This window comes from Runella rosea (assembly GCF_003325355.1).
GTDB classification, from domain to species: Bacteria; Bacteroidota; Bacteroidia; order Cytophagales; family Spirosomataceae; genus Runella; species Runella rosea.
Map to the genome: position 1 here is coordinate 5,523,702 of NZ_CP030850.1, position 26,481 is coordinate 5,550,182.

The following is a 26,481-nucleotide window of genomic DNA, read 5'->3' on the forward strand; positions in this document are numbered from 1 at the left end:
AACGATTTTTTTTTCAAATTTGTGCCGTCAAGCTGGATAGAATTGAGAAAAAAATGGGAAGAATGTTAGATTTATATCCGAAAAAGAAAAAATAATGGTAGGGCCTTTGCAGGGTTAAAGGCAGTAAAAGGTTATTCTAACTGCATAAAATTGGAGTTAAATAAAACATAAAGTTGCAAGATTCGGATGAGTCGTTAAATTTGGGGACGTTTCTGCTTTTTTATCTAAAACTGTAACTCCAAAACTCAAAACATTATGCTCGAAGCTGCTGTACAAACCAAAGTAGACCTATGGCTTAGCGGTAATTATGATGCCGATACCAAGGCTGATATTCAGCAACTGGTTGATAAACAAAATTTTACGGAACTTACTGACTCATTTTATAAAGACTTGGAGTTTGGCACGGGAGGTCTGCGTGGTTTGATCGGCATTGGCTCAAACCGCATGAACCAATACACGGTAGGAGCAGCGACGCAGGGATTGGCCAATTATCTGAATAAAACCTTTGCGGGACAAAAAATCAGCGTAGCCATCGCCCATGATTGTCGCATCAAATCGGATGTTTTTGCGCAGGTGACGGCCAATGTTTTTTCGTCCAATGGCATCGATGTTTATCTTTTCAAAGGACTGCGCCCCACGCCAGAATTGAGTTTTGCGGCGCGTCTGCTGGGCTGTAAAAGTGGGGTGGTAATTACGGCTTCGCACAACCCCAAAGAGTACAACGGGTACAAAGCTTACTGGGACGATGGCTCTCAGGTGGTGGCACCGCATGATAAAAATATCATCGATGAAGTAAACGCTATTCAGTCCATTGATGATATTAAATTTGGGGGAGATGCTTCCAAAATTCACCTTATCGGTGAAGAAGTGGATGAAAAATACATCGCACAAATCCTTTCCCTTTCGATTTCAAAAGAAGCCATCAAGCGCCAAAAAGACCTCAAAATAGTCTTTACGCCGATTCACGGAACGGGTGTTACGCTGGTGCCGCAGTTGCTCGCCAAAATGGGCTTTGAAAATGTGACGGTTATTGCCGAGCAAGCTGAACCGCAAGGAAATGGATACTTCCCAACGGTGGTATACCCCAATCCTGAAGAAGCAGAAGCCATGTCGATGGCCGTAAATCGCGCCAAAGAAATTGACGCTGACCTCGTAATGGGTACCGACCCCGATGCCGACCGCGTAGGGATTGCCGTCAAGAACCACCACGGAGAAATTCAATTGCTGAACGGAAACCAAACGGCTACTTTGCTCATCTACTACCTCTTGCAGGCGTGGAAAGAAGCGGGTAAGTTGACGGGTAAAGAGTTTGTTTGTAAAACCATCGTTACGACCGATCTCATCGACAAAATGGCGGCGGGATACGATGTTAACTGCTACAACACCCTGACTGGATTTAAATATATTGCGCAGGTAATCAGAGAGTTGGAAGGGCAACAGCAGTTTATTGGCGGTGGTGAAGAAAGCTACGGATACCTCATCGGCGATGCCGTTCGCGACAAAGATGCCATTGCAAGCTGTGCCATGATTGCTGAGTTGACGGCCTACGCCAAAGACAAAGGACTGAGCCTTTTTGATTTGTTGATGGAGGTCTATAAGCAGTTTGGTTTTTATTACGAAGGATTGATTTCATTGACGAAAAAAGGCAAAACGGGCGCCGAAGAAATTCAGCAAATGATGGCCGATTTCCGGGCTAACCCGCCGCAGTCGATTGCGGGTTCTCCCGTTGTTCGCATTGATGACTATAAATTTTTGAAACGTACCGAAAACGGCACCACTGTCGACATTCCGTCGGGAAGTATGGGTATTGAGTCGTCAAATGTACTGCAATTCTTTACGGCCGATGGCACCAAATTTACGTGCCGTCCTTCGGGTACCGAGCCCAAAATCAAGTTTTATGTGGGCGTAGTTGCCAAGCTAGAACGTAACGAAGACTTTGATGCGGTGTACGAATCATTGAAACAAAAAGTGAAAAATATCGGCGAAGAACTTCACCTGAAATAGGGGAATTTGATATTTTTTTGAAAAAAGTTTGTAGAAATAAAACAAATTGACGTATATTCACGTTACGTTTGAAGTTCCGAAGATACTTCAGAACTTTTCATCATAGGTTAAGTGTGAGAAAAGCCATTCGCATATAGCGTGATGGCTTTTTTGTTTTACGTACTCTTCATTATTTTTACAGCTACTTGCCATCCTAAGAGTAGACACGTTAAAATTGTTTTTAACTTTGACTTCCGGTTTTACCCCACTAATGCTTTCCTAATGAGAAAATCCTTTTTTCTGATTTACCTCTTTCCTTTTTTTATGTATGCCCAGGGTGTTGATGCCACCTACGAGCGCGAATACAAGCGCGGCGTGGCGTTGTACAAATCGGGGGATTTTGCCTCCGCCATGAGTGCACTTACCCCATTGACGGCCCGTAAATATACCCACGGCTTGGCGCCTTTTGCACATTATTATTGGTCGTTGGCGGCCCTCAAAACCAATCGTTTGTCGGAAAGCCGCCAGATGCTGATGCAACTGCGGGAGCGTTTTCCTGATTGGAAAAAAATGGACGATGTACGCTACGTGCTGGCCGATGTGTCTTTTCAGGAAAAACAGTTTGGGGAGGCATTGGACTACCTAGAGGAAATTTCAACGCCTTCGGTCAAAAAAGAGGCTGAAAATCTAAAGCGCTTTTACGTCAATAAATTACAGGACATTGCCTACCTCAAGAGCCTAAATCGCCAACATCCTGCCGATAAGACGGTGGCGTTGGCGCTGATTGATATGATTCAGCGAACGTCCAATGAAAAATCGGATTTGGAACTATCTGACCAATTGACCAATCGCTTTGGGGTTGTTTCTTCCAAACCTACTTCGCAGGTTACTCCCGTACGTCAAAGTAATAACAACCTTCAGAAAGGCTATTATAACGTGGCCGTGGCGTTGCCGTTTCGGCTCAAAGAATTCAGCCCAAATCAGCGGGCGCGCACGAATCAATTTGCGTATGATATGTACGAAGGGATGAAATTAGCCAAAGCCAAACTGCAGCAAGAAGGCATTTTAGTCAATCTATTTACGTATGATGTCAGCAACGACCCCGAAGAGATGGTCAACGTAGTCAATAACGCCAATTTTGCGCAAACTGACTTGTTGATTGGCCCAGTTTACAATGAACCTGCCAAGCTGGCTGCTGACTATGCCGAAAGTAACAACATATTTTATGTGCATCCAACGAGCCTTGCGACTGATATTTTGGTGAATCATGCCAATACGTTATTGTTGCAACCCTCTTTTGAACGTCAGGCGCAACAAAGTTTTGATTTTATGCGCTCGCAGCCTTCGACCAACCGTAAATTGGCCATCTATTACGGAGCCACCCGGCGTGATTCTACCCTTGCGGCTTCCTATAAGACCAAAGCCACGGAAGCAGGCTACCAAACCATTGATTTTCGGAAGACGCGTGAGAAACTCGACTCAAGTGCTACGATTACAGAAGTAAACAAACCGGGTCATGTGGTGGTTTTTAGTAGTACCGAAACGGATGGAAACAAGGTGCTCAATATGCTGAATAAACGGCGAATCAACGTCCCGCTTTTGGCGAGTTCATTGGCGTTTAACATGCAAAATGTTGTTGCTTCTACCTTGTCAGGACGAGAAGTGTATATTATTGATACTGAGTTTATTGATACCTCTAAGGCGCAGGTAAGAGATTTTCAGACAAACTATCTGACCAAACGAAATACGATTCCGTCCATATATGCCATGCAGGGGTACGATGCTCTTTTGTTTTTTGGGCGTTTGTTGCACAAGTACCGCAATCAAGTGCGTACTGGACTAGATACGCGGGTTTTTGAGGACGATTATCTGCTTTCAGGATTTAATTATAAGAGTTCAAACGACAACCAAGTCGTGCCTATTGTGAAAATGGACGATATGCGGTGGGTGTTGGCCAACGGACAATAGGAAATTATATCATCTACATCTAATTAAGTAACAAAAACGAATGCAACGTACACAAAGTCAGGACCTTTTTGAAAAAGCAAAACAATACATTCCGGGAGGGGTAAACTCCCCCGTGAGAGCTTTTAGGGCGGTGGGCGGCTCGCCAGTTTTTATTAAATCGGCCAAAGGTCCCTATATCTACGACGAAGACGGAAATCAATATTTGGAATTCATCAATTCATGGGGACCGATGATTTTGGGTCATGCCCACGAACTGATTGAAAAGGCGGTTTCGGACGCCATTCAGAACTCATTTTCTTTTGGTGCGCCTACGCGCAAAGAAGTTGAAATGGCCGAACTGATTGTCGGGATGGTGCCATCGGTGGAAAAAGTCCGGATGGTCAATTCTGGTACCGAAGCCACGATGTCGGCCATTCGGGTGGCGCGCGGCTACACGGGGCGCGACAAAATCATCAAATTTGAAGGTTGCTACCACGGTCATGGCGATAGCTTTTTGATTTCGGCGGGTAGTGGCGCGGTTACGATGGGCGTTCCCGATAGTCCAGGCGTGACCAAAGGCGTGGCCAACGATACGTTGACGGCTCCATTCAATGATTTGCCCGCGTTGGAACAACTCATTGATGCCAATAAAGGCCAAATTGCCGCGTTGATTTTGGAACCTGTTGTTGGAAACATGGGCTGCGTATTGCCCAATGCTGGTTATTTAGAGGCCATTCGTAAGTTGTGTACCAAAGAAGGAATCGTGCTGATTTTTGACGAGGTGATGACGGGTTTTCGGTTGGCCAAAGGCGGCGCGCAGGAGCGCTTCGGCATTGTGCCCGACATGACCACGATGGGTAAAATCATCGGTGGAGGAATGCCCGTGGGAGCTTATGGTGGTAAGCGCGAAATTATGGATTGTGTTTCGCCTGCAGGGCCTGTGTATCAGGCGGGTACGCTTTCTGGAAACCCGATTGCGATGTCGGCGGGATTGGCGATGCTGCGTTATTTGGAAGCGCACCCCGAAGTATATACGCGCCTCGACGAAGTGGGAAATACCATCACCGCTGGGTTTAAAGCATCACTTCAAAAACTGGGATTAAACTTCACCATCAATCACATCGGGTCGATGTTTACGCTGTTTATGACCGACCAACCCGTCACGGATTTTACCTCCGCTAAAGCGTCGGATTTACCGCTGTTTGGCCGTTATTTCCAAGCCATGCTTAAGCGCGGGATTTATTTGGCACCGTCGCAGTTTGAAAGCCTATTTTTCTCGTATGCCTTGGAAGATGCGCACATTCAGCAGTTGATTGAGGCCAACGAAGAGGCCTTACGTGAGGTGATTTAAGGCGGTTTTACCAGATAACTTTTAACCCTTCACTCTCATATTTGTGTACATTTCCATCACAGCTTATGAGAGTGAAGTTATGTTGAATGGCTTGCCAAATAAGCATTTTATCAAATGAGTCACGATGGTATGATGCTTTGAGATGATGATAAGTAGAAGTAGTTTGGTCGGTCAAAGGAATAATCTTAAAGCCCGTAGATATGGCAGCTTTCGGAAAATCTTCAGGTATATAGCCTTCCAATATTAATTTGCCAATGGAATACTTTAATGAGATTTCCCAAAAACTAACAGCGCTTACCAAAATCTCATTTTCAGAATTAATAAGCACTTTTTTTGCGGTAGCAGACAACTTCTGTGGCTCTGTTATTGCCCAAATAAGGGTATGGGTATCAAGTAGATAACTCATACACCCAAAAACTCTTCTTCGGTCATGCTGAAATCGCTCTGAAAGGTGACTTTTCCTTTGTTTGCCAAAATGCCTAAAGTACGTTTTGCAGGCTTACGCGCTGATTTTGGAACGAGATAAGCAACAATTTCCTTTTTTTTTCCAAAAGCAACGGCTATCTCTTCTCCGGCCTGCACTTCCTGGAGTACCTCCGAGAATCGCGTTTTTAAGTCTCCAACAGTCATTATTTTCATTTTGCTTATTTTTTATTCAAATGTAGATTTTTCTTGACAACTTGTCAAGAAAAATCTACATTTGAACGCCTTGACTAATTTATACTCTTCCTTTTGAGTCAATGCTGTATTTGTCAATAGGATACGTGTAACGGGGATTGTTTGAAACTGGAATCCAAGTAACATAATTGCAAAAAAACAGTCTCTAAAATTTCCGAATCACATACACTCCAGTACACAAAAGCACTACGCCTATCAATCTTTGCCAAGTGATGGGGTGAAGCGGGGCACCGAGTAGCCCAAATTGGTCAATCACCATGGCGGCGATTACCTGCCCCATTAATACCAAAACGGTTACGTTTCCGATGCCTAGCTTGGGCGCAAGCCAAACAACGAGCAAAACGTAGGTGCCGCCCAAAAGACCACCGATATAGCTCCACTTGGGAGGGGCGGCAAAATGCGTCATGTTGGGGACGGTTTGCCGCGATAACACTATGTAGGCAGATAGCCCGATGACGGCCACAATAAAGATGGTAAGCGCTGAAAAATAAGGGTTTTGAAGACCTTTGCCCAATGCAGAATTCATGGCACTTTGGAACGGAATCAACACACCCGCCGTAATGGCGAGCATGATGTACAGAATAGAGTTGTTCATTTTCACTTGTCTGAAAGTAACGTTTTTGAGATGACTTAAATGTAATAATAAATCAAAGGGAAAACTCAATAACGCCCTTGAAAGATTTGATTAAAAGTAGGCTTTGAGCTTAATAAGCACGATTTAAAAAGCCCATTTACAAGAACACCCCTGTAAGCTGCCAACTAACAGGGGTGTTTCCGTAAAATAAGTGTACGTTTCGCGCTTCAAAAACTGCTTCTTAATTCATTCCTATCGTAAATCCGTACTTTCCTTTTTGGGCCAATGTTTTGTTGGTCAGGATGATACGCTGTACGGGGTGGTTGTCCCACTTGGTTTTGAAACTCACGTATTCCATGCCGTCGGTAGAAGGTAAGTCGGTAGAAATGCTCCAAAGTTTGGGATCATATTGCAGCGTAACGGTTTGGTTTTTCCACGTCTTGAAGATGACTTTTCCAGGCGTGGCGGTGTCGATGTCGCAAACGGTCATGAAGATTTGCTGCAACGAATTTGGCTTTTGATTGAGCGCGTAATCGTCGTTGATTTCTACCGTGTTTTTGGCGCGGTTCAACTTGACGGTACGGTTCCAAGCCGCAATACCAGCGGCTTTGTCGTAGCTCGGCGCAATGTTCATACTCAACGATGATTCTTTGTCGTTAATGGTGCTTTTTACGTTGGTGGCTTCGTAGCTACGGCCCGCGATTTGTCCTAAGCCGTTGATGATGGGTAGGTTATGGTACTGTGATTGCGTAAACCACAGTTCGTAGCGCTTGGACGAAAACGTGCGGGCCGTGTAATTCCCACGTCCCGCGTCGATGATGACCGGCTCTCCGTTGGCGTAGAGCAGAAAATCGCCCACGTCGTTGTGGTTGTGGCTTTCGGCATTGTGGCCGCCGTGGGTCGCCATATAAAAACCGTTGTCGGCGCGGGTGGTCAGTACTTGAATGTCGTTAAACCACGCGTTTCTTACGGGTTCGTAGCTGCTTTTGGCTGGTTCAATGTTCTTGAAAGTCAGCAGGTTCTGAACCTTTCGCATCCGGTGGAAGCCATTGTTGGAAATGGCCGTTGGGTATTTCTCGATGGCCCATTTGCCAAACTGTTGCAATTGTGGGTCGTTAATTTTTTGCCCGAAACGATACAGCATGACGCCGTCGGGTTTGAGTTTGGGGTCGGCATCGGCGAAGTTGACGAAGTAATCGTTCGAAATATGGGTTTTGTACACATACGACGCCATTTTCTGAATCAACGGTTCATTGTAAATGGCCACCTTGTTTTTTGTGGCTTCGTCGAGCAATTCGAGGCAGTCAAACACGCAGGCTCCCGCCGCAAACCAATAACTCGGACCTTCGTCGCAGCCACCGTCTTCGCCCAGTCCGTTTAGGTACAAATCCAATCCTAGCATGGCGCCATGCAGCGATTCAGCACGACGGGCTTCGTCTTTTTCGAGCAGCAGCGTGGCCGTCATCCAGTTGGACATAATCCACGGATTCCAGTTATTGACCGCATTTTTTTTACTCATCCAGCCATAACGGTCGGGATTTTTGAGCATCGGAATAAATAGCCGTTGGTTGGTTTCGTGGTAAATGCGCTTACGGATTAGCTTGTTGATTTTATCGAGTTTGTCACCCACAAAATAGTCGGTAAATGCCAAAACGGACGCGGTTTCGGCGGCAAAAAGATCAACGATATTATCCTCTACGTTGGGCAACCCTGTACCGCTGATGTGGGCGGGAACCCCCCAAAAGCTTTCTTCACAGATGGACCAAACGCCGTTGAGAATGGCTTCCGTAAAGCGGCCTTTGTCTTCAATGCTTTCAGCTAAGACCAAATCAATCAACGCGTTACGCTTGCCAAAAGAAATTTTGCTGTGACGCTCGCGGTCGCCAGAGCGCACAAAGTCAAGCGAAGTTGTTGCCGAGATGGGTTCAAATTTATAATCTAATAAAGCTTCTCCTGCCTTGATGGTGCGCACAATGACGGAGTCGGGGAGGGCCGCTTTCCACTCGCCAACGGTTTTGGGATAAGGCTTGAATTGATTTTGTGGAATCAGGGATTGTTTGACGGCTTCCAAGGAGTATTTATTCCCTAAAATGTTGCGCTGGGTGACTTGAGCGTAGCTTTGTAGCAGCCCCCATTGGCTAAATAAAACAATCGTGAGGATAACGAGTTTTTTCATGTTGGGATAGAGGTTTGTGAATAATCTAATGTATTCATTCAGCATAAAGAAGGCAAAGGTGAAACCCTGATACTTGAATTTGGCGGGAAATAATCAATAGACTTTGTCCCCGACTGGGTGTTTGTTTCCAAAAACTTAAAAAGTCGGCAAAAATGCCCTTATGGTACGGTTCCTCTGGGCGTTAATCTAAAAAAAGAGTTCGCCATAAGTAAAAACCCGTAATTAGCCGTTTTACTTAATCTACCACTGTTTATTTTTGATTCCGTCTAACATATAACGTTCAATAACCCATGCTTTTAAATAAACAGGCTAAGATTCAACTCTCGGCATCGCTCGGAGTCGCCTTTCTGGTGGTTTCGTGTATGAAAATGCCGCGCAGTAGCCAACCTGTAATGATCAAAGAAGACCCCACCAAAGCGTTGGCTAAGGCGCGGGAAATTCGCGAAAAAACGGCCATAAAACTGGCCGACGGGTTGCAAATGAGCCTTTGGGCTTCTGATTCACTCGCTCCCGACCCCGTGGCGATGTCGATCGACGATCAAGGGCGAGTGTACCTCAACCGTACCAACCGCCAAAAGAACTCCGAGTTTGATATTCGTGGGCACCGCGACTGGATGACGGAGTCTATCGGCCTCCAAACCGTGGAAGACCGTCGGGCGTTTTTGCGGAAAACCTTCGCGCCTGAGCGCTCTGCCGAAAATTCGTGGCTGGCTGATCTCAACGAAGATGGCTCCCACGATTGGCGTGATTTAGCGGTGGAAAAAGACGAGATTTGGCGCTTGGAAGATACCAACAACGACGGAATTGCGGATGTTTCGCTCCGTATTTTAGAAGACTTTTACGAAGAAGTTACCGACGTAGCGGGTGGAATGTTGGTGCGAGCCAAGGATATGTTTGTGGGAATAGCCCCTGATTTGTGGCGGCTCGAAGACCGAAATGGCGATGGTGTCATAGACAAGAAAACTTCGATTAGCCACGGCTACGGGGTCCACATCGGTTTTGGCGGCCACGGCATGTCGGGCGTTATTGAAGGACCCGACGGCCGTATTTATTGGAATATTGGCGACATTGGGGCCAACATCACGGCCCCCGACGGCAAAAAACACGAGCATCCCAACTCGGGTATCATTGCGCGCTCCAACCCCGACGGTAGTGATTTTGAGATTTTTGCCCACGGCCTTCGCAACACCCACGAGTTTGTGTTTGACGAATATGGAAACCTGATTTCTTCCGACAACGACGGCGACCATCCTGGCGAAAGTGAGCGGTTGGTTCACGTCGTGGAAGGTTCCGATGCGGGCTGGCGTTCCAACTGGCAGTACGGAAAATATACTGATCCCAAAAACAATAAATACAAGGTGTGGATGGACGAAAAACTGTTTAAGCCCCGTTGGGACGGACAGGCGGCCTACATCATTCCGCCCATCATGAACTACCACAACGGCCCCACGGGCATGGTTTACAATCCGGGTACAGCTTTGGGCTCAGATTGGAAAAAGAAGTTTTTCTTGGTGGAGTTTGTGGGTACACCTACGCGCTCGCACATTTGGTCGTTTGGCCTCAAACCCAAAGGCGCGTCGTTTGAATTGGATGGCGAAAAAGACATCGTTAGCGGTATTTTGCCGACGGGTATTAAATTTGGTCCCGATGGTGCCTTGTACGTAGCCGACTGGATTAACGGCTGGGATACCAAGAATTACGGTCGCGTGTGGAAACTGGACGTAACCAAAGAAAAGAATGATTTGGCGGCGGTGCGTCAGGAAACCAAACGTCTGATTCAGTTGGACTACGCTTCGCAAAGTGCGGATATGCTGTATTCGCTATTGTCGAATGTAGACATGCGAATTCGTCAAAAAGCGCAGTTTGAATTGGTGAGCCGAGGCGCAAAAGGGGCGCCGATGTTGACCAAAGCCATTGACCAAACCCAAAGTCAGTTGGCACGGATTCACGGCATTTGGGGTGTGGGGCAATTGGCCCGCGTCAACAAAGCCAATGCGTCGACATTGTTACCTTTATTGAAAGACAAAGACCCCGAAATTATTACGCAGGCGGCCAAAATGCTCGGCGATGCCCGCATTGCCACGGCAGGCAGTGAGCTGATTCCATTGCTCAAAAACACCAGCCCACGCGTTCGTTTTTATGCCGCTGAGGCCTTGGGCCGCATTGCCTACGCTGATGCCGTAACGCCCCTGATTGAGATGATTGCAGCCAACAATGACGAAGACGTATACATCCGTCACGCTGGGGTATTGGCGTTGTCGAGAATCGGGAAAGCAGAACCAATGGTCGCCTTGGCCAACAACCCAAGCAAAGCCCTGCGTACGGCGGCGGTATTGGTGCTAAGACGGATGAAAAATGATAACATCGCGTTGTTTCTTAATGATAAAGATGAATACATCGTGGCCGAAGCCGCGCGCGGTATCAACGACGACCTCTCGATTCCGGGGGCGCTACCCGCGTTGGCCGCGAAATTGCAGGACAAAAGCATTACGTCGGACGTGATCCTGCGTCGCGCCATCAACGCCGCGTTGCGAGTGGGTACCGATAAGGAATTGGATATGTTGGTGGCTTTTGCGACCCGCACCGACATCAAAGATGATGTAAAAGCGGAAGCCCTGGCCACTTTGGGTACGTGGGCGAACCCGTCGGTACTCGACCGCGTGGATGGTCGCTACCGTGGCAAAATCGAACGCGACCCCGCTGGCGTACGGACCAAAGTTACACCGCATATCGCTAATTTTCTGAAAGAGAAAAACGCCGAATCACTGATTGCCGTCGCAGGTTTGCTGGCCGATTTAAAGATTACGAGCGCCAACGCGCAACTGGCCGAACTCTACGATGCCACAACTGACCCCAAGGTAAAAGCCGCGATTTTGCCCGCGCTGAATCAGCTAAGCTACGCCCAAATGGACGCCCTCATCAAGAAAGGCATGGACGACAAAGACGAAAGCGTGCGTACTGTGGCGTTGGGATTGTTGGACAATAAAAACGTAACCAAAGAAAGCTTACCCGCCATCGTGAGTTCTATTTTTACCAAAGGGACGGTGCGTGAGCAGCAAAAAATGCTGGAAGTGTTGGGCAAAATGGAAGCCGATAAAACGCAGGTGATTTTGGGAGATTTGATTGACCAATTGGCCGCTAAAAAACTCTCGCCGAACCTATCTTTGGAATTGAAAGAAGCCGTAGACGCCTCGGGTGTGGCGACTTTAAAAACCAAAATGGCATCGCTTAAACCCAATGCTTCGGCCTTGGATGAATACGCCGAAACGATGTACGGTGGCAACCGTTTTCAGGGCCGTAACATCTTCAACACCAACTCCACCGCTCAATGCGTGCGTTGCCATGCGGTGGGTGGTACGGGTGGTGCAGTAGGCCCCGCGCTGACCCACATTGGTGATGTGCTTACCCGTGAGCAGCTGTTGCAGGCGCTAGTGGAACCAAGTGCGCGCATCGCGCCGGGCTTCGGTTCGGTCTCGCTTACGCTCAAAGACGGGCAGGTGGTCAATGGTACCTTGGCGAAAGAAACCGCCGAAGAACTGACCATCAACACCTCCGACGCCGAGCCGTTGGTGATTCCCGTAGCCCGCATCACCAAACGCGAAAACATGCCTTCTGGGATGCCACCGATGGGCTCATTACTCTCCAAAAGAGAGATTCGGGACGTAATCGAGTACTTGGCGAATCTGAAAAAGTAGGAGTACGCCTTTATCCGTTCAAAATAGTAACCGCCGCAGAGCCCAAGCTTTGCGGCGGTTTTTTTTGTGTCCAACAGGGAGTTTTGTCAGTTTTAGTCAATGAATTGACAATTAAATTTTTGAAAAAAACACACTTTTGACAAAAGAGCAAGCGTTTATTGAATGCATGAACGTTATTAGTAAAACGTAACAGCTTGAAACAAAATGAAGAACTTCGCCTTGTTTTTGATCAACGTTATCATTCTATCTTCCTGTAGAAAAAAGAGCGAATATCCAATCGGGCCCAATCCTCCATTTGAAAACTGTAAAATCCTGCCAGATATTTCCCCCCCTCCGGGATTTAAATTAAACAACAAACAATCCGTTGATTTTAATGGTCGATTGAAAGAAATTCAATTGATTGATGGAAAGGTAGGATATGCTCTAGGCGTAAATAGCGCCGGGGGATATGCTGAACTGTTTAAAACAGTTGATGGAGGAAATTCCTGGGTAGATTTAAAACTCCTTTTGAGAGAAAATCCAAGATGTATGTTTTTTTTGAATGATAAAGAAGGGTTTATTTCATGCTTTGGGGGGAAGGGAGATTTACTTAAAACAGTAGATGGAGGCGTCAATTGGGTGAAACAGACTTATCCGAATCTGGAGGGAAATATGAATCACATCCAAAGCGATAAACATTCTGATTTATATGCGATTTTATCGGGATTAAACACCAATACAGTTCTGATTAAATCGAAAGATAAAGGTAATTCGTGGGTAATTATAAATGATTCTTCGGAGTTAGGATTTTCTTTAGTTACGTTTAGTTTCAAGATTTTTGAAGATAGAATTTATATTTCAGGCAAAAATGGGGTAATAATAGTGACCGATTTGAATGGGAAAGAAATTGAGAAAATTGTAACCAATGCGTCAAATATTTATGATTTCGAAATAATCGATAAAGACAATATAGTAATGTCAGCTTCTGGAAAAATAATAAAAACAACGGATGGCGGGAAAAAATGGAGTGCGACTTACAACAGAAGTGCCAGAATTGTCGATTTTTGGAATCCTAATGAAGGTATAATGATATTAAACAAAAGCTATTGTGCAACGGATGTTTATCAGGCAAATGATATAATAGCGTATACAAAAGACGGTGGTTTGACTTGGGATGAAAGTGCTGAGGCCACTAATGTTATGTCAGATTATTCAGACAATCAACTTCTTACTGATAAAGGATATATCCTGTTAATTGGGAACAATATTTTTGTATTGGATAGATAACTGGTAAATTTATATGTACGGAAATTAAGGTTAGATAAGCTAAATTCCAAACCGGAGAAGATTTCAACAAAAACATTTCCCCCAACTAACCTACCGCTTTCCAAGAATGATTTTCCGCAGGGGGGCGTGTCGTCGGGCAGGGTTAGGAATTGAAAGCGGTAACGAGGGCCTTGACTACATTGGGGAGTTATTTTTTAGAATGAGTTGAGTGTACAGGTATCCCGATAGCTGGATTTTAAAATTCTCAGTTTATTTTCTAATTTGCCTGTTACTGCCCAATCCTCAGCTATGCGATTATTGTTTGTTTGTCTAAGCCTGTTGCTGTCATTACCCCTGTTGGCCCAAAAACGCTTTCACTACCGGACTTCCGACGAATTGCAGTCCGTCGAGTCATTCGTTTACTGTCGGGTGGATTCTTCCAAGGTGATGGGTTTTGATCAAATACGCAGGTTGCCGGAAGAGGCATTTATGTTAAATACCAAAAATTTTCTCAATTTTGGCAATACCGAATACCCCATTTGGTTACGGATTGATGTAGAAAATCAATCTGATGAGGCGCTATACCTGATTCAGGAATTGCACGATGTGCGGCTGTTGGATGTGTTTTTGGTTGATACGAACGATTCAATTCGATCATGGTACACAGGGGCGATGCGGCCGTTTGGTGCGCATTTTCTCAAACGCAGCAATACCGTTTTTGACTTAGGGAAATCGCCCAAACGAATTTACCTACGTCTACAAAATACAAGTGTGTATGTTCCGCTGAAAATCGGGAATATCCAAGCCATTTCCAATTATTTACACAAGTACGATTTGTTGTATGGCGGTATTTACGGCGTTTTATTGGCGCTCATGTTTTACAATCTGTTCGTTTTTGCGGTCACCCGAGACCGGGTTTTTCTTTATTATTTTTTCTACATTTCATCGTCGGGGTATATCATTTTCAAAGCCGATAATCATCATCAGGAATTTGTCTTCCACCAAATTTCCAATTTCAGTTCTGATATCAATCTCTCGTCGGCCATAACGTTGTTTTTTATTATACTGTTTGCCAATGCTTACCTGAGAATGAAGGAGTTGGCTCCCAAATTCTTTTGGACCCTGGTTGTGTTGTGGCTGCTTTGTCTCGTATTGCTGCCCTTCGAATGGTTTCCTTATCAAGGATGGGTGAATGATATCTTTCAATTGTTGGTGATCTCCATCATGTTGGTGCTTTTGGGAGCAAGTCTCTATATCCATTTTCTGGGTTTCAAGCATGCACGGTACTTCGTATTGGCTTTTGGCTTCTACATTTATGGCGTGGTGAATGTACTTTTGGGTTTTATGGGCATTGTATCAATGAACAACCTGCGAGCGGCCTACATCTATCAAATTTGCTCGGTCTTGGAGGCGTTGTTCTTTGCTTTTGCCGTTGCCTACCGTTTCAATACGTATCGAAAAGAAGCCAAAGATGCCCGGGAAATTGCGTTGAAACGCTCGCAGGAGCATGAGGAACTGTTGCTGAAAAACAGTCAGTTGTTAGCCGAGAAGTTGCAGATAGAACAAAATATCAAATCCCATCAAAACAATAAAGACGTCAATCAACTGCTCCAACAGATCCAATCGGGCAGTCAGTCTATCCGAAAAATTTCCATTCCCACCGTCGAGGGTGTTATTCTGTTTCCTGAGCAGGATATCAATCGTTTGGAAGCCATGGGTAGCTATTGTATGATCTATTTGAGTGGCAATAAGAAAATCACTACTTCCAAACCGATGTCTCATTTTGAACAGATGATCGACGGAGAACAATTTATGCGGATCCATAAATCTCATATTGTAAACCTGAATAATGTGGTTCGGTACATTCGGGGCGAAGGAGGGACGGTCGAGATGAAAGATAAGAGCGAAGTTCCTGTTTCGAGAAGGTTGAAAACGGAGTTGTTGCAAAGGTTGGCCATTGAACAACCTGCCGTTTAGAAATTAGATTCCGCAGTTCAGAAACCGGAATTGTTTTGAGGGCAAAAAGCCGAATACTTTTAGGGCGAATTAGTATTTCATCCTAAAACCTCAAACGATGTCAAAATCAGCCAAAACGGTTCTGTTTTTTAGCTATTACCTTTTTATTGTAGGGCTTGAACTTACGTTTATTCCTAACGTCTTCACCAAAACCGCCCAATTGCCCGAAGCCCACGAGCCTTACATCCGAGTAGTGGGGATCCTGGCGTTTCTTCTGGGCGTGTATTATTATCAATCTGCCAAAAACGACCTCACGCCTTTCTTCAAAACCACCATTACCGGCCGTTCGATTTATTTTTTAGGAGCAGTGGGCTTGGTCGTTTCCCAAATTGCGCCGCCTGTTTTTGTTGCCTTCGGCGTGATTGATTTGCTGGGTGCGATTTGGACGTGGCGAACGCTGAAAAGCGAAGGGAAAATGTAAGTCTTTCATCAAAAAATAATTTCACTCAAAACAACCCTATTTTTATGAAAACAATCCTCATTACCGCGCTTTGTTTTATTGCCCTGTTGCCCACGGCCTTCGCTCAAACGCAGGCGGAAAAACTTTTTGAGGCAAATGCAGAAGAATACCGACAAAACCCGATGAAGAACATTATGGATCGAGCCACTGAGGACTATGTGCTGATTTCGGGTACGGGTTATATAGCGAATAAAGCACAGATTGTGGCTTTGTTTAAAAATGTAAGCAGGGTAGAGGTAAGTTTCAAAGACCTGAAAGTGCGCCAGTTTGGAAACATAGTCATTGCCACGGGAAGAGAACATTCGGTAAGGCATTACAACGACGGTACACCGGATATGACCACCGATTATCTTTCGACCTATGTCTATGAAATCAGAGGAGACGGATTGGTTTCCCTGAGCGGGCAACACACAGTCCCTGCTGCAAAATGACTTTTTGCTTTGAAAGCTATGATTTCGCCGTAGAGCCTATCCGAGCACCCGAACGCTTTCGGGATCCGTGTTATCTGTGTCCCCCTTTTTTAGCACACGGATGACACGGATGTTCTAGCATTGATTTAGACGGATTTAATTACTGCACGCCACATTCGCCCCAATTTTTGCCTCAAAATACTTCCCCATGCCCCTTGCCTCAAAGCCCGGCGATAAAAGGATGGCATTGGGTGCTTTGAAATCTACGGCACCGGCGGGGGCGAGGATCTTCGCGGTGGAAGTGATAGTTTGAATGGCCCCGCCCGTATAGGTGGGCGAGTCTATGGTGCCTGTGATGTGACTTGTAGCTACTTGTGAGGGCGTATTGCCCAAAAACTCATACGCTCCCATGTCGGCAGTGCCGTTGAAATTTCTAGGATTTCGATCTAAATCTAAGGGGCTGATGTCGGTGTTTGTGCCTGCATTGATGGCTTTGCTGCACCATTTTAGGCGATAATCTCCTGCATCACTCCGCACCGTATTTGCTACCGGACTTACAAACTGTGGATTGGTAGTACCCACCAAATTGCCATTGGCAGTGCTGGTTTCGCCTTGTATTAAGCTGTTGGTGAAGGTATTAGTTGTAGCCGCTTGTATAGTATTTGAAATTCCAACATTAGCATTGTCTTTTATGATAGTGTTCTTTATTGTATTATCAAAAGGGGTAGAACTAAAATTGGTGGTAATGGATATCCCATTGATACCATTTGAAGCGATAGTGCAATTGATAATATTTAAATCCGAATAGTAATTTATAAAAGAAATTCCGTGTTGCCCATTATTAGCAATCAAGCAATTTTGATAATTTGAAGTCCCTTCATCGTCATATATTCCACTGCCACTGTTTCCTGTTATTATGCAATTTGCGACTACTTTATTTGAATTTCTAATATTTAAGCCTTCTTCATTATCTGTTATTCTGCAATTACTTATTTTGCAGTTTACGGAGTTGCCAAATATACCATCATAACGCCCCCCAATGACTTTAAATCCATCAAAAACAACGTCATTGCCAATATTTACAACGAAATAAGAATTATCATTTCGATTTGAGGTAAAAACAAAAGGGGTGTCATTGCTTCCTAAATCGCCTGAAAGGGTAGTTTCATTAGTGCTATTTATCAATGCCAAATTGCGTTTGTTGATGCTTTTTTCAGTTCCCGCAAAACCACCGTAAATTCTCATCCCCGATAGGATATTGAAATTATCATTGATATTGTTTGTGGTAGAAGATTTGTAAGCTGAGGTACCTTTGGCTACATAAATTTCAAAAAGATCGTTGCAGGTATTATCTGTTAGAGCAGATCGTAGGTTATCATAGGCATTTGCCCAAGAACTACCATTTTTGTTGCCAATATTAGGTGTATTATTCACATATTTCACCTGCCCTGTTACAAAATTGGAGGCATCGCCTGTTTTGGCAAAGTTGTTTAATGTACCGTTATTGGCACTATTTGAGGCTTCGTTTATTTGGCTAATGAGGGTATTTGTGCCATGCGGTACGCCATTGCTGAAATTATAAGCAGCTTGTAAATTGGTAGCATTGGGGGTTTTGCAAAAGCGTTCATCGGCTAATTGTGTGGCGGTTTTGGCAACATTCCAAATGCGTATTTCGTCTATTTCACCTTTGAAGTACCTCCCCTGAATACCCCTCACCCCAATGTATAAGGGTGAATTGTTAGTGGTAGTTGCATTCGTGTTATCAGTTACACTACCTTGCAAAATGCCATCTATATACAAACTCATGGTTTTAGGACTGCCGGATGCTACTGTCATGGCTACATGATGCCATTGGCCATCATTTATTTTGGCAGTTGACATAATATTAGGGCCATTTGTGCCATCGTATCTGGCAATTTGTACTTTCCCGTTGTTAGCTCCTGCGGTTTGATTCAAATAACGCATAACAAACGGATAGCCACCTGTTCCATCCCATTTTTCAAGAAAGTCATTGTCTTGCTGCCCAATATCTGTTTGCGTAGGGTCAGGCTTTACCCAACAAGTTACGGTAAACTCTTGATTGGCGGCAAAGTTGCCAACATTATTTGGTATCGAAACATAATCATTAACCCCATCCAAATGGAGGGCTACGTTTTGCGGGGTATTGTCGCCTACCATAATTCCGGCAAGTGTTAGAAAGGCGGCAGGGCTTGGCGTAGTTGGAAAAGTGGCAGCTATCGAAACAATGTATTCATTTTCGTTTCCGGTAACGCTAAACCCTACAAAAGCACCACTGTTAAAGCCCCCCGTTTGGGTAGCCGTATTTCCCAAATTTGTGGTAGCTGTTAGTTGTATATCGTCAGACGTAGGATTACCAAAGGTATTAAGTGCCACTGGTTGGCAAGAAAATTTTCGCACATTATTTCCATGCAGTTGAATGGAAATGGGGGTATTGGCGGTATTGGTAGAAATAGCGTTACTTCTATTGGTAATTCCCCCCACCGCCGAAACGGCGTAGCTAAAAACATTCTGAGGCGAAGGCCCCAACACCAAGTAGGGATTGGCTTGCACGCCATTAGAGAAGCCTTGCTGCGTAAAAGCATAGCCACCAATGCCATAAAAAGTGTTTCTCTGAGCAAAGTTGAAGGCTTGAATTTGTGCCTGTACTGCCCACGAGCAGGAAATGAAGAGGAAAAGGAATGAGATTTTCATAGGTTAAAAGCCCTCTATCTCCTAAGGGGGAAGTTAAGGAATTTATTGGTTTATCTATGCAATTTAGTGAATAGAAGCTTAAAATATACCCTTGGGAATGAGTCGTTTCATTGCTTTATCACCAATACATTAATATTTGTACCACCCGTTATTGTACCATTGTATTCCCGTCGGATTTCCCAAACGGCTCCGTCCCATTTGGCATAATAACTGGTACCCGTACCTCTACCAGTACCTGTGGCACGGGTAACAAATATCAAATCAGTTTGGGCGGTAGTAACTCTTGGAATAAATATTCCTTTGTTTGTAGTATTTACTTCGATAATCGCAGCGTTACTTGAAGATACCGTAACACTCTGCCCAAAGGCCGTAAAAGCGACTAAAAATGTAATACTGAGGGTGATAAATGTTTTTATCATGGGGGTATTTTGATTTGTTTTTTAATTTTTTGTGCAGCCAAAAGCATTTGTTGGAGCGAATTTTAAATCGCTGACAGATGCTTTTAAATGAAATCAATAGATGAAATAAGAGTTTTTATTCCTTATATGTAACAAGTATTCTTATGGGTTTATTAAGAATATTAGCCCCGCTATTCAAGTAAACTTCGATAAAAGTGTGGTTAATTAAATAAGAATAACTAACTCCGTCTCCCCGAGGAAAGCGAGGTGGAATTTGTGAAAGTAATCCAGATTCTATGGCTTCCACAAAAATAGCTACATCAAGTATTTTGTTTGGAGTTAATCCATGAGGCACAAATGTAGAACCACCATCTGCAACAGCTGTATTAAAGCCGGTAATTTCCTTTTGTTTAATGGCAGGGGCAGCAGAACCTAATTTGGTAAAACCATTTACTTCTAATTTAGCACCGGGAAACGCCCCTATCCCTACATTACCAGTTCCGGTAATTCGCATCAATTCGTTTGAATTAGTTGTGCTTGTACCCGCATAGAAGACATGACTATTATTTAAAGAAGGGATTTGATACCTGAGTGTCTGGGCATTTACGCCAAAACCCATGAATTGATTTTCATTGTTTGCATCTTCATAAAGCAATATTCTACGGTTATTATTGGTATTGCTGAAAGATAATTCTCCGTTTGGAGTGCTTGTACCAATGCCCACGTTGCCGTTTTCGGCTATTCTCATTCTTTCACGCACAAAGGCACTATTGAATGGTGTAGTGTTAAATAAGATTTCTGTTCCAAAATTAATGATATTAAAATTCCCGGAAGCTCTAAACTCAATTGATGCGTTAGGGGTTGTGGTAAAGAAACTTCCACCATAACCATAACCATACATACCAGCCAGTATTTTATTATTTAAAGTAGCTGTCGGAGAGGAAGAATTTCCCTCACTATGGTATCCAGAAAAACTTGCTATCTGACTGCCATAAGTACGTAATGAAACTTGATTGGACGAGGTAGGCACAAGCGTAATGCTTTGCCCCAAGGCAGTACAAATAGTAAAACAGGCAATGCCAAAGGTGATAATTGTTTTTTTCATGGGGGTATTTTGATTTTTTATGCAGCCAAAAGCATCTGTTGGAGCGAATTTTAAATCGCTAACTGATGCTTTTGGATAATAAATAATTTCTTTGTTTTTATTCCATGTAAGTAATGAATACTTTTATGGGTTTCGATAAAATATTTCCAGAGGTTGTATTAGTAAGCGTTAATTCAATATTGGTCGGTGTAACAGCATAACTATATAGCATTTCGGCAGAACCTACATAATTCGGTGGAGTTTGATAGAGCAAACCTGAAAAGCTTTCAACAGCCTCTACAAAAATATTTACAGAAAGTATTTTTGAAGGGGTAAGACCATGAGGCATCAATCTACTGGCACCCTCAGAAGATGGTGTATTAAAACCGGTAATGAGCTTTTGTTTGATGGCAGGGGCATCGGACCCTAATTTGGTAAAACCATTTACTTCTAATTTAGCGCCGGGAAACGCCCCTATCCCTACATTACCTGTTCCGGTAATTCGCATCAATTCGTTTGAATTAGTTGTGCTTGTACCCGCATAGAAGACATGACTATTATTTAAAGAAGGGATTTGATACCTGAGTGTCTGGGCATTTACGCCAAAACCCATGAATTGATTTTCATTGTTTGCATCTTCATAAAGCAATATTCTACGGTTATTATTGGTATTGCTGAAAGATAATTCTCCGTTTGGAGTGCTCGTACCAATGCCCACGTTGCCGTTTTCGGCTATTCTCATTCTTTCACGCACAAAGGCACTATTGAATGGTGTAGTGTTAAATAAGATTTCTGTTCCAAAATTAATGATATTAAAATTCCCGGAAGCTCTAAACTCAATTGATGCGTTAGGGGTTGTGGTAAAGAAACTTCCACCATAACCATAACCATACATACCAGCCAGTATTTTATTATTTAAAGTAGCTGTCGGAGAGGAAGAATTTCCCTCACTATGGTATCCAGAAAAACTTGCTATCTGACTGCCATAAGTACGTAATAAAACTTGATTGGACGAGGTAGGCACAAGCGTAATGCTTTGCCCCAAGGCAGTACAAATAGTAAAACAGGCAATGCCAAAGGTGATAATTGTTTTTTTCATGAGTATTTGATTTGTTTATATTGATATTTTGTGGTGAAAAGAAAGTTTAAGACAACACAGCTACTTTTACCATTGTGCGTTTTCGTCGAGATACTTGTGCCAAGAAGCCATCGGTCATTTCTACGTAATATCTGTCAAAAGCTCTGATGTAGTGGTGGTTGAGTAGGTGTTGTTTGTTTACGCGCACAAACGTGTCGGGCAGCAACGATTCATAAAACCCAATACTTTTGGATGTGAGGATTTTGCGGCCATCGGCCAGTACAAAATGGGTGTAGTTGCCGCTGCCTTCGAGCCGTACGATGTCGGTAATGGGCAGGTGTACGGTTCCGCGTAAAATAGTGAGGGTGTGGGAAGCAGAGTTTGAGCTAAATGCGGTCATCACCTATTTTGAGTATATTTGATATCACAAAATTGTTCATTTAGTACAGTGCAATCAATCACCCTACGGGGTGAAATCACCACGCCTTTTTTCTGAAATACCACCCCAAAGGGTGATTGTAGATTTGTTTTGTAAACAATAGTTTTGTAAAATTTTATAGGCTATGAAGAAGGCAATGATTGCGATGATTGAAGACAATAAGATCATCCGAGAAAATATCATGAAGTTTATCGGATTCCACGAGGAGTTTGAGGTAGTTTTGGGGGTAGGCAGTGCCGAGTCGTTCTTCCACGAAATCAAGTCCAACCCTAAGATTCAGATTGACATCTTGCTGCTGGATATTGGGCTGCCTGGTATTTCGGGGTTGGAGGCCTTACCGCAACTGCTCCAATGGAAGCCCGACCTAAACGTCATTGTACTTTCTACCTACGAAGAAGAAGACATGATTCTGAAGGCGTTGTGTTCGGGGGCGTGTTCGTACATTTCCAAAAAAGCAAGCCTAAGTGAAATCGTAGAAGCCATCAGAATCGTGCTCAACGGTGGCTCGTATATGTCGCCGAGCATTGCCCGCGAGATCATCAACCACCTCATGGGTGGGCGGGTGAGCAAAGCCAGCATACTATCGGATAGGCAAAAAGAGATTCTGCAAAAATTGGTGGACGGCAAAAGCTATCAGGTCATTTCAGAAGAGCTTTTTATTTCGGTAGAAACCGTGCGGACGCACATCAAAAAAATGTACAAGGTACTGCACGTAAACAACAAAACAGAAGCAATCAATATGTACATGAAAGGCCATATTGGCTAATTTTCCACTGCTCTCAATAAGCCTATTCTACCATTGAAAAAAAACAAACCTCTCTCGTTTTCTGTATACAAATCACTGATTTTTAGTTTTTTAGGGGTGTTGTTGGCTTGTGGTCAAAGAGCTGATTCAAAACGAGAGCAGCCTTCTTTAAAAATATATCCCGCCAAGTTGCGTCAGATTGCGCTCGATACCATGCCGCCATCCGAGACGCTTCCCATTGGTAAAATAGAGACCCTACCGCTCGGAAAACCCGCTGAAGTATCTCTTCCAAATTATACAAAACCAATCAAATGGAAAACTGTAAAAGTTGGTAACCCTATAGTATATACGTTAGGTCTGGGTTCAATGCCTTCACCAACAAAAGTCCCTGCTATTCATAAGCCATTTCGTGCTGGAAAACCCCAAATCAATCCTGCCAAACCGCCTTACAGCAAAGACCACAATCCATTCAGTTTTACTATTTTCGGACTAAAAGAAGGGCTGGTCGAAAACCAAATCCACCAGATATTCCAAGACAAAAAAGGAAACCTTTGGATGGGGTCTTACAATGGGGTTTCAAAATACGATGGTCATACTTTTGAAAATTATAGTCAGAAAGAAGGATTGGCGGACAACTTCTATCAATGCGGCCTCGAAGACCACGAAGGCAATATTTGGCTGTGTTTTAGGGGTGGTGTTACAAAATTTGACGGAACCTATTTTACAAATTATACCACCAAAGAAGGACTCAGCCATAACACCATTGAGGCCATTAGAGAAGACTCAAAAGGCAATTTATGGTTTGGTTCGGTAGGTGGCGGTGTGTCAATGCTTGAACCCAAACGCCATACTTTTACTCATTTTGGGCCCAAGCAAGGAATGGGAGCAGATGTTTATGGCATCATCGAAGATAAAAAAGGAAATATGTGGTTTGCCACCTACGACGCGGGATTAGTAAAGTATGACTTCAAAAGTTTTTCAAGATTTGGCTATGCGCAGGGGCTTCCTTATAATGTGATCATGGATTTAAAAGAAGACCGCTCGGGCAATATCTGGTTGGCTATGTGGACGGGCGTAACAAGGTTTGATGGCACCCATTTTCACCATTTAACAGGCAACCACGAAAGATATACCAGCAAAATTTCGATAGACAACGACAACAACGTTTGGTTTGGGGCACAGCCGGGGGGTGTTTATAAAATTGACAACGCTCGGGCCAACATCACAAAAATCACAACCCAAGAAGGCTTGCCCAACGACTACGTGATGTGTTCGCTGGCCGACAAAGACAACAACCTGTGGTTTGGTACCAACGATGGGCTTGTAAAATACAGCCAATTGGTGCACAACCTAACCCCCAAAAACGGCCTTATCGCTGCGGAGATTGCCTGTGTTTTGAAAGATAGGACCCAAAATATATGGGTGGGCACTTATAACGGAGGCATTTCAAAGATTGATTTTGGCACCCAGAAGATTAGAAACTTTTCGCCCAAAGAAGGTTTGAGCGATGCTGATATTACGAGCATGATGCAGGATAAAGCGGGCAATATTTGGTGTGGAGCGAATTATTCAACTATGTTTCGACTCAATGCTGATGGCAAAACGATCACCCATTTCAGGGATAGTGGCAGCTATATTGTTTGTATTTTTGAAGATGGGGCGGGCAATATCTGGTATAGTTCGAGAGATAAAAATGGGGTTTTTAGAATCAATGGCAACACCAATACGGTTACGCGGTTTGATATGAAACAGGGCCTCCCGCAACATCAAGTAGTACGAATTTGGCAGGATAGTGGCGGCAATATGTGGTTTTGTACATTCAATGGCGCATCAAGACTCGACAAAAATGGCAGGCTATTGAGCAATTTTACCGAAAAAGAGGGCTTTAGGTTGAGTGTTGTCGAAAGTATAGCAGAAGATAAGTATGGGAATTTTTGGTTTAGCGATATCGCCACCGGTATCACTCACCTCAATCTCAAAAACAAAACTTTTATACATTTTACCGAAAAAGAAGGATTAAGTAACAATACCGTTTTTGGTATTTTGAAAGACCCATCGGGTAATTTATGGTTTAATACGCGCAATGGTCTCAGTAAATTGTCGAGCGAAGTAGTGCGGCAATTGGCTTCTAATGAGCCACTTTCCAAGCCCATCTATTTCAAAAACTACGACTCTGAACAAGGTTATCTGGGTTTTGGCGCGGGTAGGTTTGATATTGTACAAGACTCAACGGGCAAAATCTGGCTTCCAATGGTGGACAGACTGACCATCTTTGACCCCAAAGAAGAAACCCTCAAAAACGATAAACCCAACGTAGAGCTCTCAAAAGTGAAGCTGTTCAACGAATCTGTTGTTTGGGCAAAAGACACCACCTATGTCTTAAAAAATGGTTTAATTGTGGATGATTTTCACTTTGAAAGTCTGTCTAAATGGAATAATATCCCCGAAAAATTGCAATTGTCGTACGATAACAATTACCTTAATTTTGAATTTGTGGGTATTAACACCAATACTCCCCAAAAAATGATTTATCAATATACGTTGGAGGGCCTCGAAAAAACGTGGAGTGTACCCTCGGCACGTTCAGAAGCTTCCTACGGAAATCTTCCCCCCGGCAATTATACTTTCAAAGTAAAAGGCATGAACAGCGATGGTAATTGGAGCGCAGAAACAGCGTATGCGTTTTCGATACGCCCCCCCCTGTGGCAAACTTGGTGGGCCTACCTGCTGTATTTGGTGGTTATTTCGACTTTGGTATATTATTACTTTATTCAGAGGGTACAAAACCGACTCAAAAAAATCCGCGAGTTGGAGCAGATTCGCACCCGTATTTCGAGCAATCTACACGACGAAGTCGGCTCTATCCTGTCGGGTTTGGCCATGCAGTCGGAGATGTTGGCCATCACGTCGTTGAGCAGCGAGAAAGATACCCTGATGGAGATTAGCCACATGAGCCACGAGGCCATGGAGCGTATGAGAGATACAGTCTGGGCCATAGACTCACGCAAAGACCGCTACGAAAACCTCATAGATAGAATGAGGGCATTTGCCGAAAAGAACCTCCATTTAAAAAATATCAATCACACTTTTAGGCTCGAATTAGAAGATGCCAAGAGGTTTATAGACCCCGAAAAACGCCAAAATATCTACCTGATTTTCAAAGAAGCCATCACTAATATCTGCAAGCACGCCGATGCCAAGCGTGTCAGCATCTTGTTCAAACAGGAAAAAAACGGTTTATATCTTCTCATTCACGATGATGGTGCTCAAAAACCCATCACCAATAGCGACGGGTTGGGGCTAAACAACATGAAAATGCGCGCCAAAAATATAGGTGCAGCCTTGACTATTTCATACGATAAAGGCTTCAAGGTCGAGTTGGTGATGGGTTAGGGAGGGGAACCTCTTCCAACTGCAATTCGCGGCCATAATTTGAGCACTACATAAACAAAAAAGAAGGCGCTAACGCCTTCTTTTTTGTTTATATGAT

General features: G+C 44.0%; 19 protein-coding genes. 10 read left to right on the forward strand and 9 right to left on the reverse strand.

Translation table 11 applies throughout. The features are described 5' to 3' along the window. Window positions 1–255: 255 nt before the first annotated feature. The 3 genes from DR864_RS22865 (at window position 256) to hemL (ending at window position 5,281) form a co-directional block, all read left to right on the forward strand. Window positions 256–2,004, forward strand: coding sequence for a phospho-sugar mutase (locus DR864_RS22865; RefSeq protein WP_114069143.1), 1,749 nt, complete (start codon window positions 256–258; stop codon window positions 2,002–2,004). Between the two features lie 261 nt (window positions 2,005–2,265). Continuing rightward, entirely contained in the window at window positions 2,266–3,951 is a 1,686-nt protein-coding gene (locus DR864_RS22870) for an ABC transporter substrate-binding protein (RefSeq protein ID WP_162794063.1), read from the forward strand. 40 nt (window positions 3,952–3,991) lie between these two features. Beyond that, a complete protein-coding gene (gene hemL, locus DR864_RS22875; RefSeq protein ID WP_114069145.1) occupies window positions 3,992–5,281 on the forward strand; it encodes a glutamate-1-semialdehyde 2,1-aminomutase in 1,290 nt (429 codons plus the stop codon). A gap of 7 nt (window positions 5,282–5,288) precedes the next feature. Here the strand turns inward: hemL and DR864_RS22880 are convergent, their stop codons facing one another. The 4 genes from DR864_RS22880 to DR864_RS22895 all read right to left on the reverse strand — a co-directional run bounded on the left by DR864_RS22880 (window position 5,289) and on the right by DR864_RS22895 (window position 8,709). Beyond that, window positions 5,289–5,687 carry a type II toxin-antitoxin system VapC family toxin gene (locus DR864_RS22880; RefSeq protein ID WP_114069146.1) on the reverse strand — a complete coding sequence of 133 codons (399 nt, stop codon included), beginning with the start codon at window positions 5,685–5,687 and terminating at the stop codon, window positions 5,289–5,291. Beyond that, entirely contained in the window at window positions 5,684–5,920 is a 237-nt protein-coding gene (locus DR864_RS22885) for a type II toxin-antitoxin system Phd/YefM family antitoxin (protein ID WP_114069147.1), read from the reverse strand. The genes DR864_RS22880 and DR864_RS22885 overlap by 4 nt, the downstream gene beginning before the upstream one ends. A gap of 184 nt (window positions 5,921–6,104) precedes the next feature. Then, window positions 6,105–6,554, reverse strand: a complete 450-nt coding sequence (locus DR864_RS22890) for a DMT family transporter (RefSeq protein ID WP_114069148.1) — start codon at window positions 6,552–6,554, stop codon at window positions 6,105–6,107. A 220-nt stretch (window positions 6,555–6,774) separates the two neighbouring features. Continuing rightward, window positions 6,775–8,709 carry a heparinase II/III domain-containing protein gene (locus tag DR864_RS22895; RefSeq protein WP_229599452.1) on the reverse strand — a complete coding sequence of 645 codons (1,935 nt, stop codon included), beginning with the start codon at window positions 8,707–8,709 and terminating at the stop codon, window positions 6,775–6,777. Window positions 8,710–8,999: 290 nt separating this feature from the next. Between DR864_RS22895 and DR864_RS22900 the strand changes: the two genes are divergently transcribed. The 5 genes from DR864_RS22900 (at window position 9,000) to DR864_RS22920 (ending at window position 16,556) form a co-directional block, all read left to right on the forward strand. Next, on the forward strand, window positions 9,000–12,404 hold the full coding sequence (locus DR864_RS22900) for a DUF7133 domain-containing protein (protein WP_114069149.1): 3,405 nt from the start codon (window positions 9,000–9,002) through the stop codon (window positions 12,402–12,404). Window positions 12,405–12,608: 204 nt separating this feature from the next. Continuing rightward, window positions 12,609–13,670, forward strand: coding sequence for a beta propeller repeat protein (locus DR864_RS22905; RefSeq protein WP_114069150.1), 1,062 nt, complete (start codon window positions 12,609–12,611; stop codon window positions 13,668–13,670). Window positions 13,671–13,958: 288 nt separating this feature from the next. Beyond that, a complete protein-coding gene (locus DR864_RS22910) occupies window positions 13,959–15,626 on the forward strand; it encodes a 7TM diverse intracellular signaling domain-containing protein (RefSeq protein ID WP_114069151.1) in 1,668 nt (555 codons plus the stop codon). A gap of 97 nt (window positions 15,627–15,723) precedes the next feature. Further along, window positions 15,724–16,086: a hypothetical protein gene (locus tag DR864_RS22915; protein ID WP_114069152.1), complete on the forward strand. Its 363-nt coding sequence runs from the start codon at window positions 15,724–15,726 to the stop codon at window positions 16,084–16,086. A gap of 44 nt (window positions 16,087–16,130) precedes the next feature. Beyond that, window positions 16,131–16,556 (forward strand): nuclear transport factor 2 family protein, encoded by a 426-nt coding sequence (locus tag DR864_RS22920; RefSeq protein ID WP_114069153.1) that lies wholly within the window; start codon window positions 16,131–16,133, stop codon window positions 16,554–16,556. 135 nt (window positions 16,557–16,691) lie between these two features. Here DR864_RS22920 and DR864_RS22925 read toward each other — a convergent pair whose 3' ends face one another. The 5 genes from DR864_RS22925 to DR864_RS22945 all read right to left on the reverse strand — a co-directional run bounded on the left by DR864_RS22925 (window position 16,692) and on the right by DR864_RS22945 (window position 22,207). After that, window positions 16,692–19,247 carry a LamG-like jellyroll fold domain-containing protein gene (locus tag DR864_RS22925; RefSeq protein ID WP_114069154.1) on the reverse strand — a complete coding sequence of 852 codons (2,556 nt, stop codon included), beginning with the start codon at window positions 19,245–19,247 and terminating at the stop codon, window positions 16,692–16,694. Between the two features lie 107 nt (window positions 19,248–19,354). Beyond that, window positions 19,355–19,666, reverse strand: a complete 312-nt coding sequence (locus DR864_RS22930) for a phage tail-like protein (protein ID WP_114069155.1) — start codon at window positions 19,664–19,666, stop codon at window positions 19,355–19,357. A 115-nt stretch (window positions 19,667–19,781) separates the two neighbouring features. Then, on the reverse strand, window positions 19,782–20,750 hold the full coding sequence (locus tag DR864_RS22935; RefSeq protein ID WP_114069156.1) for a hypothetical protein: 969 nt from the start codon (window positions 20,748–20,750) through the stop codon (window positions 19,782–19,784). A gap of 97 nt (window positions 20,751–20,847) precedes the next feature. Then, on the reverse strand, window positions 20,848–21,828 hold the full coding sequence (locus DR864_RS22940) for a hypothetical protein (RefSeq protein ID WP_114069157.1): 981 nt from the start codon (window positions 21,826–21,828) through the stop codon (window positions 20,848–20,850). Between the two features lie 46 nt (window positions 21,829–21,874). Then, the gene (locus DR864_RS22945; protein ID WP_114069158.1) at window positions 21,875–22,207 is read right to left on the reverse strand and encodes a LytR/AlgR family response regulator transcription factor; all 333 of its coding nucleotides are present in this window, start codon (window positions 22,205–22,207) and stop codon (window positions 21,875–21,877) included. A gap of 163 nt (window positions 22,208–22,370) precedes the next feature. Between DR864_RS22945 and DR864_RS22950 the strand changes: the two genes are divergently transcribed. Both DR864_RS22950 and DR864_RS22955 read left to right on the forward strand, forming a co-directional pair. Then, window positions 22,371–23,012 (forward strand): response regulator, encoded by a 642-nt coding sequence (locus tag DR864_RS22950; protein ID WP_114069159.1) that lies wholly within the window; start codon window positions 22,371–22,373, stop codon window positions 23,010–23,012. 33 nt (window positions 23,013–23,045) lie between these two features. Next, window positions 23,046–26,384 carry a sensor histidine kinase gene (locus tag DR864_RS22955; RefSeq protein ID WP_114069160.1) on the forward strand — a complete coding sequence of 1,113 codons (3,339 nt, stop codon included), beginning with the start codon at window positions 23,046–23,048 and terminating at the stop codon, window positions 26,382–26,384. Window positions 26,385–26,481 lie beyond the last annotated feature (97 nt).

Excerpts from the sequence above, each read along its gene's own strand:
- DR864_RS22925 (WP_114069154.1), bottom strand. The coding sequence starts at position 19,247 with ATGAAAATCTCATTCCTTTTCCTCTTCATTTCCTGCTCGTGGGCAGTA.
- hemL (WP_114069145.1), top strand. The coding sequence starts at position 3,992 with ATGCAACGTACACAAAGTCAGGACCTTTTTGAAAAAGCAAAACAATAC.
- DR864_RS22935 (WP_114069156.1), bottom strand. The coding sequence starts at position 20,750 with ATGAAAAAAACAATTATCACCTTTGGCATTGCCTGTTTTACTATTTGT.
- DR864_RS22880 (WP_114069146.1), bottom strand. The coding sequence starts at position 5,687 with ATGAGTTATCTACTTGATACCCATACCCTTATTTGGGCAATAACAGAG.
- DR864_RS22865 (WP_114069143.1), top strand. The coding sequence starts at position 256 with ATGCTCGAAGCTGCTGTACAAACCAAAGTAGACCTATGGCTTAGCGGT.
- DR864_RS22920 (WP_114069153.1), top strand. The coding sequence starts at position 16,131 with ATGAAAACAATCCTCATTACCGCGCTTTGTTTTATTGCCCTGTTGCCC.
- DR864_RS22950 (WP_114069159.1), top strand. The coding sequence starts at position 22,371 with ATGAAGAAGGCAATGATTGCGATGATTGAAGACAATAAGATCATCCGA.
- DR864_RS22915 (WP_114069152.1), top strand. The coding sequence starts at position 15,724 with ATGTCAAAATCAGCCAAAACGGTTCTGTTTTTTAGCTATTACCTTTTT.
- DR864_RS22945 (WP_114069158.1), bottom strand. The coding sequence starts at position 22,207 with ATGACCGCATTTAGCTCAAACTCTGCTTCCCACACCCTCACTATTTTA.
- DR864_RS22905 (WP_114069150.1), top strand. The coding sequence starts at position 12,609 with ATGAAGAACTTCGCCTTGTTTTTGATCAACGTTATCATTCTATCTTCC.
- DR864_RS22870 (WP_162794063.1), top strand. The coding sequence starts at position 2,266 with ATGAGAAAATCCTTTTTTCTGATTTACCTCTTTCCTTTTTTTATGTAT.
- DR864_RS22930 (WP_114069155.1), bottom strand. The coding sequence starts at position 19,666 with ATGATAAAAACATTTATCACCCTCAGTATTACATTTTTAGTCGCTTTT.
- DR864_RS22890 (WP_114069148.1), bottom strand. The coding sequence starts at position 6,554 with ATGAACAACTCTATTCTGTACATCATGCTCGCCATTACGGCGGGTGTG.
- DR864_RS22885 (WP_114069147.1), bottom strand. The coding sequence starts at position 5,920 with ATGAAAATAATGACTGTTGGAGACTTAAAAACGCGATTCTCGGAGGTA.
- DR864_RS22910 (WP_114069151.1), top strand. The coding sequence starts at position 13,959 with ATGCGATTATTGTTTGTTTGTCTAAGCCTGTTGCTGTCATTACCCCTG.
- DR864_RS22895 (WP_229599452.1), bottom strand. The coding sequence starts at position 8,709 with ATGAAAAAACTCGTTATCCTCACGATTGTTTTATTTAGCCAATGGGGG.
- DR864_RS22940 (WP_114069157.1), bottom strand. The coding sequence starts at position 21,828 with ATGAAAAAAACAATTATCACCTTTGGCATTGCCTGTTTTACTATTTGT.
- DR864_RS22900 (WP_114069149.1), top strand. The coding sequence starts at position 9,000 with ATGCTTTTAAATAAACAGGCTAAGATTCAACTCTCGGCATCGCTCGGA.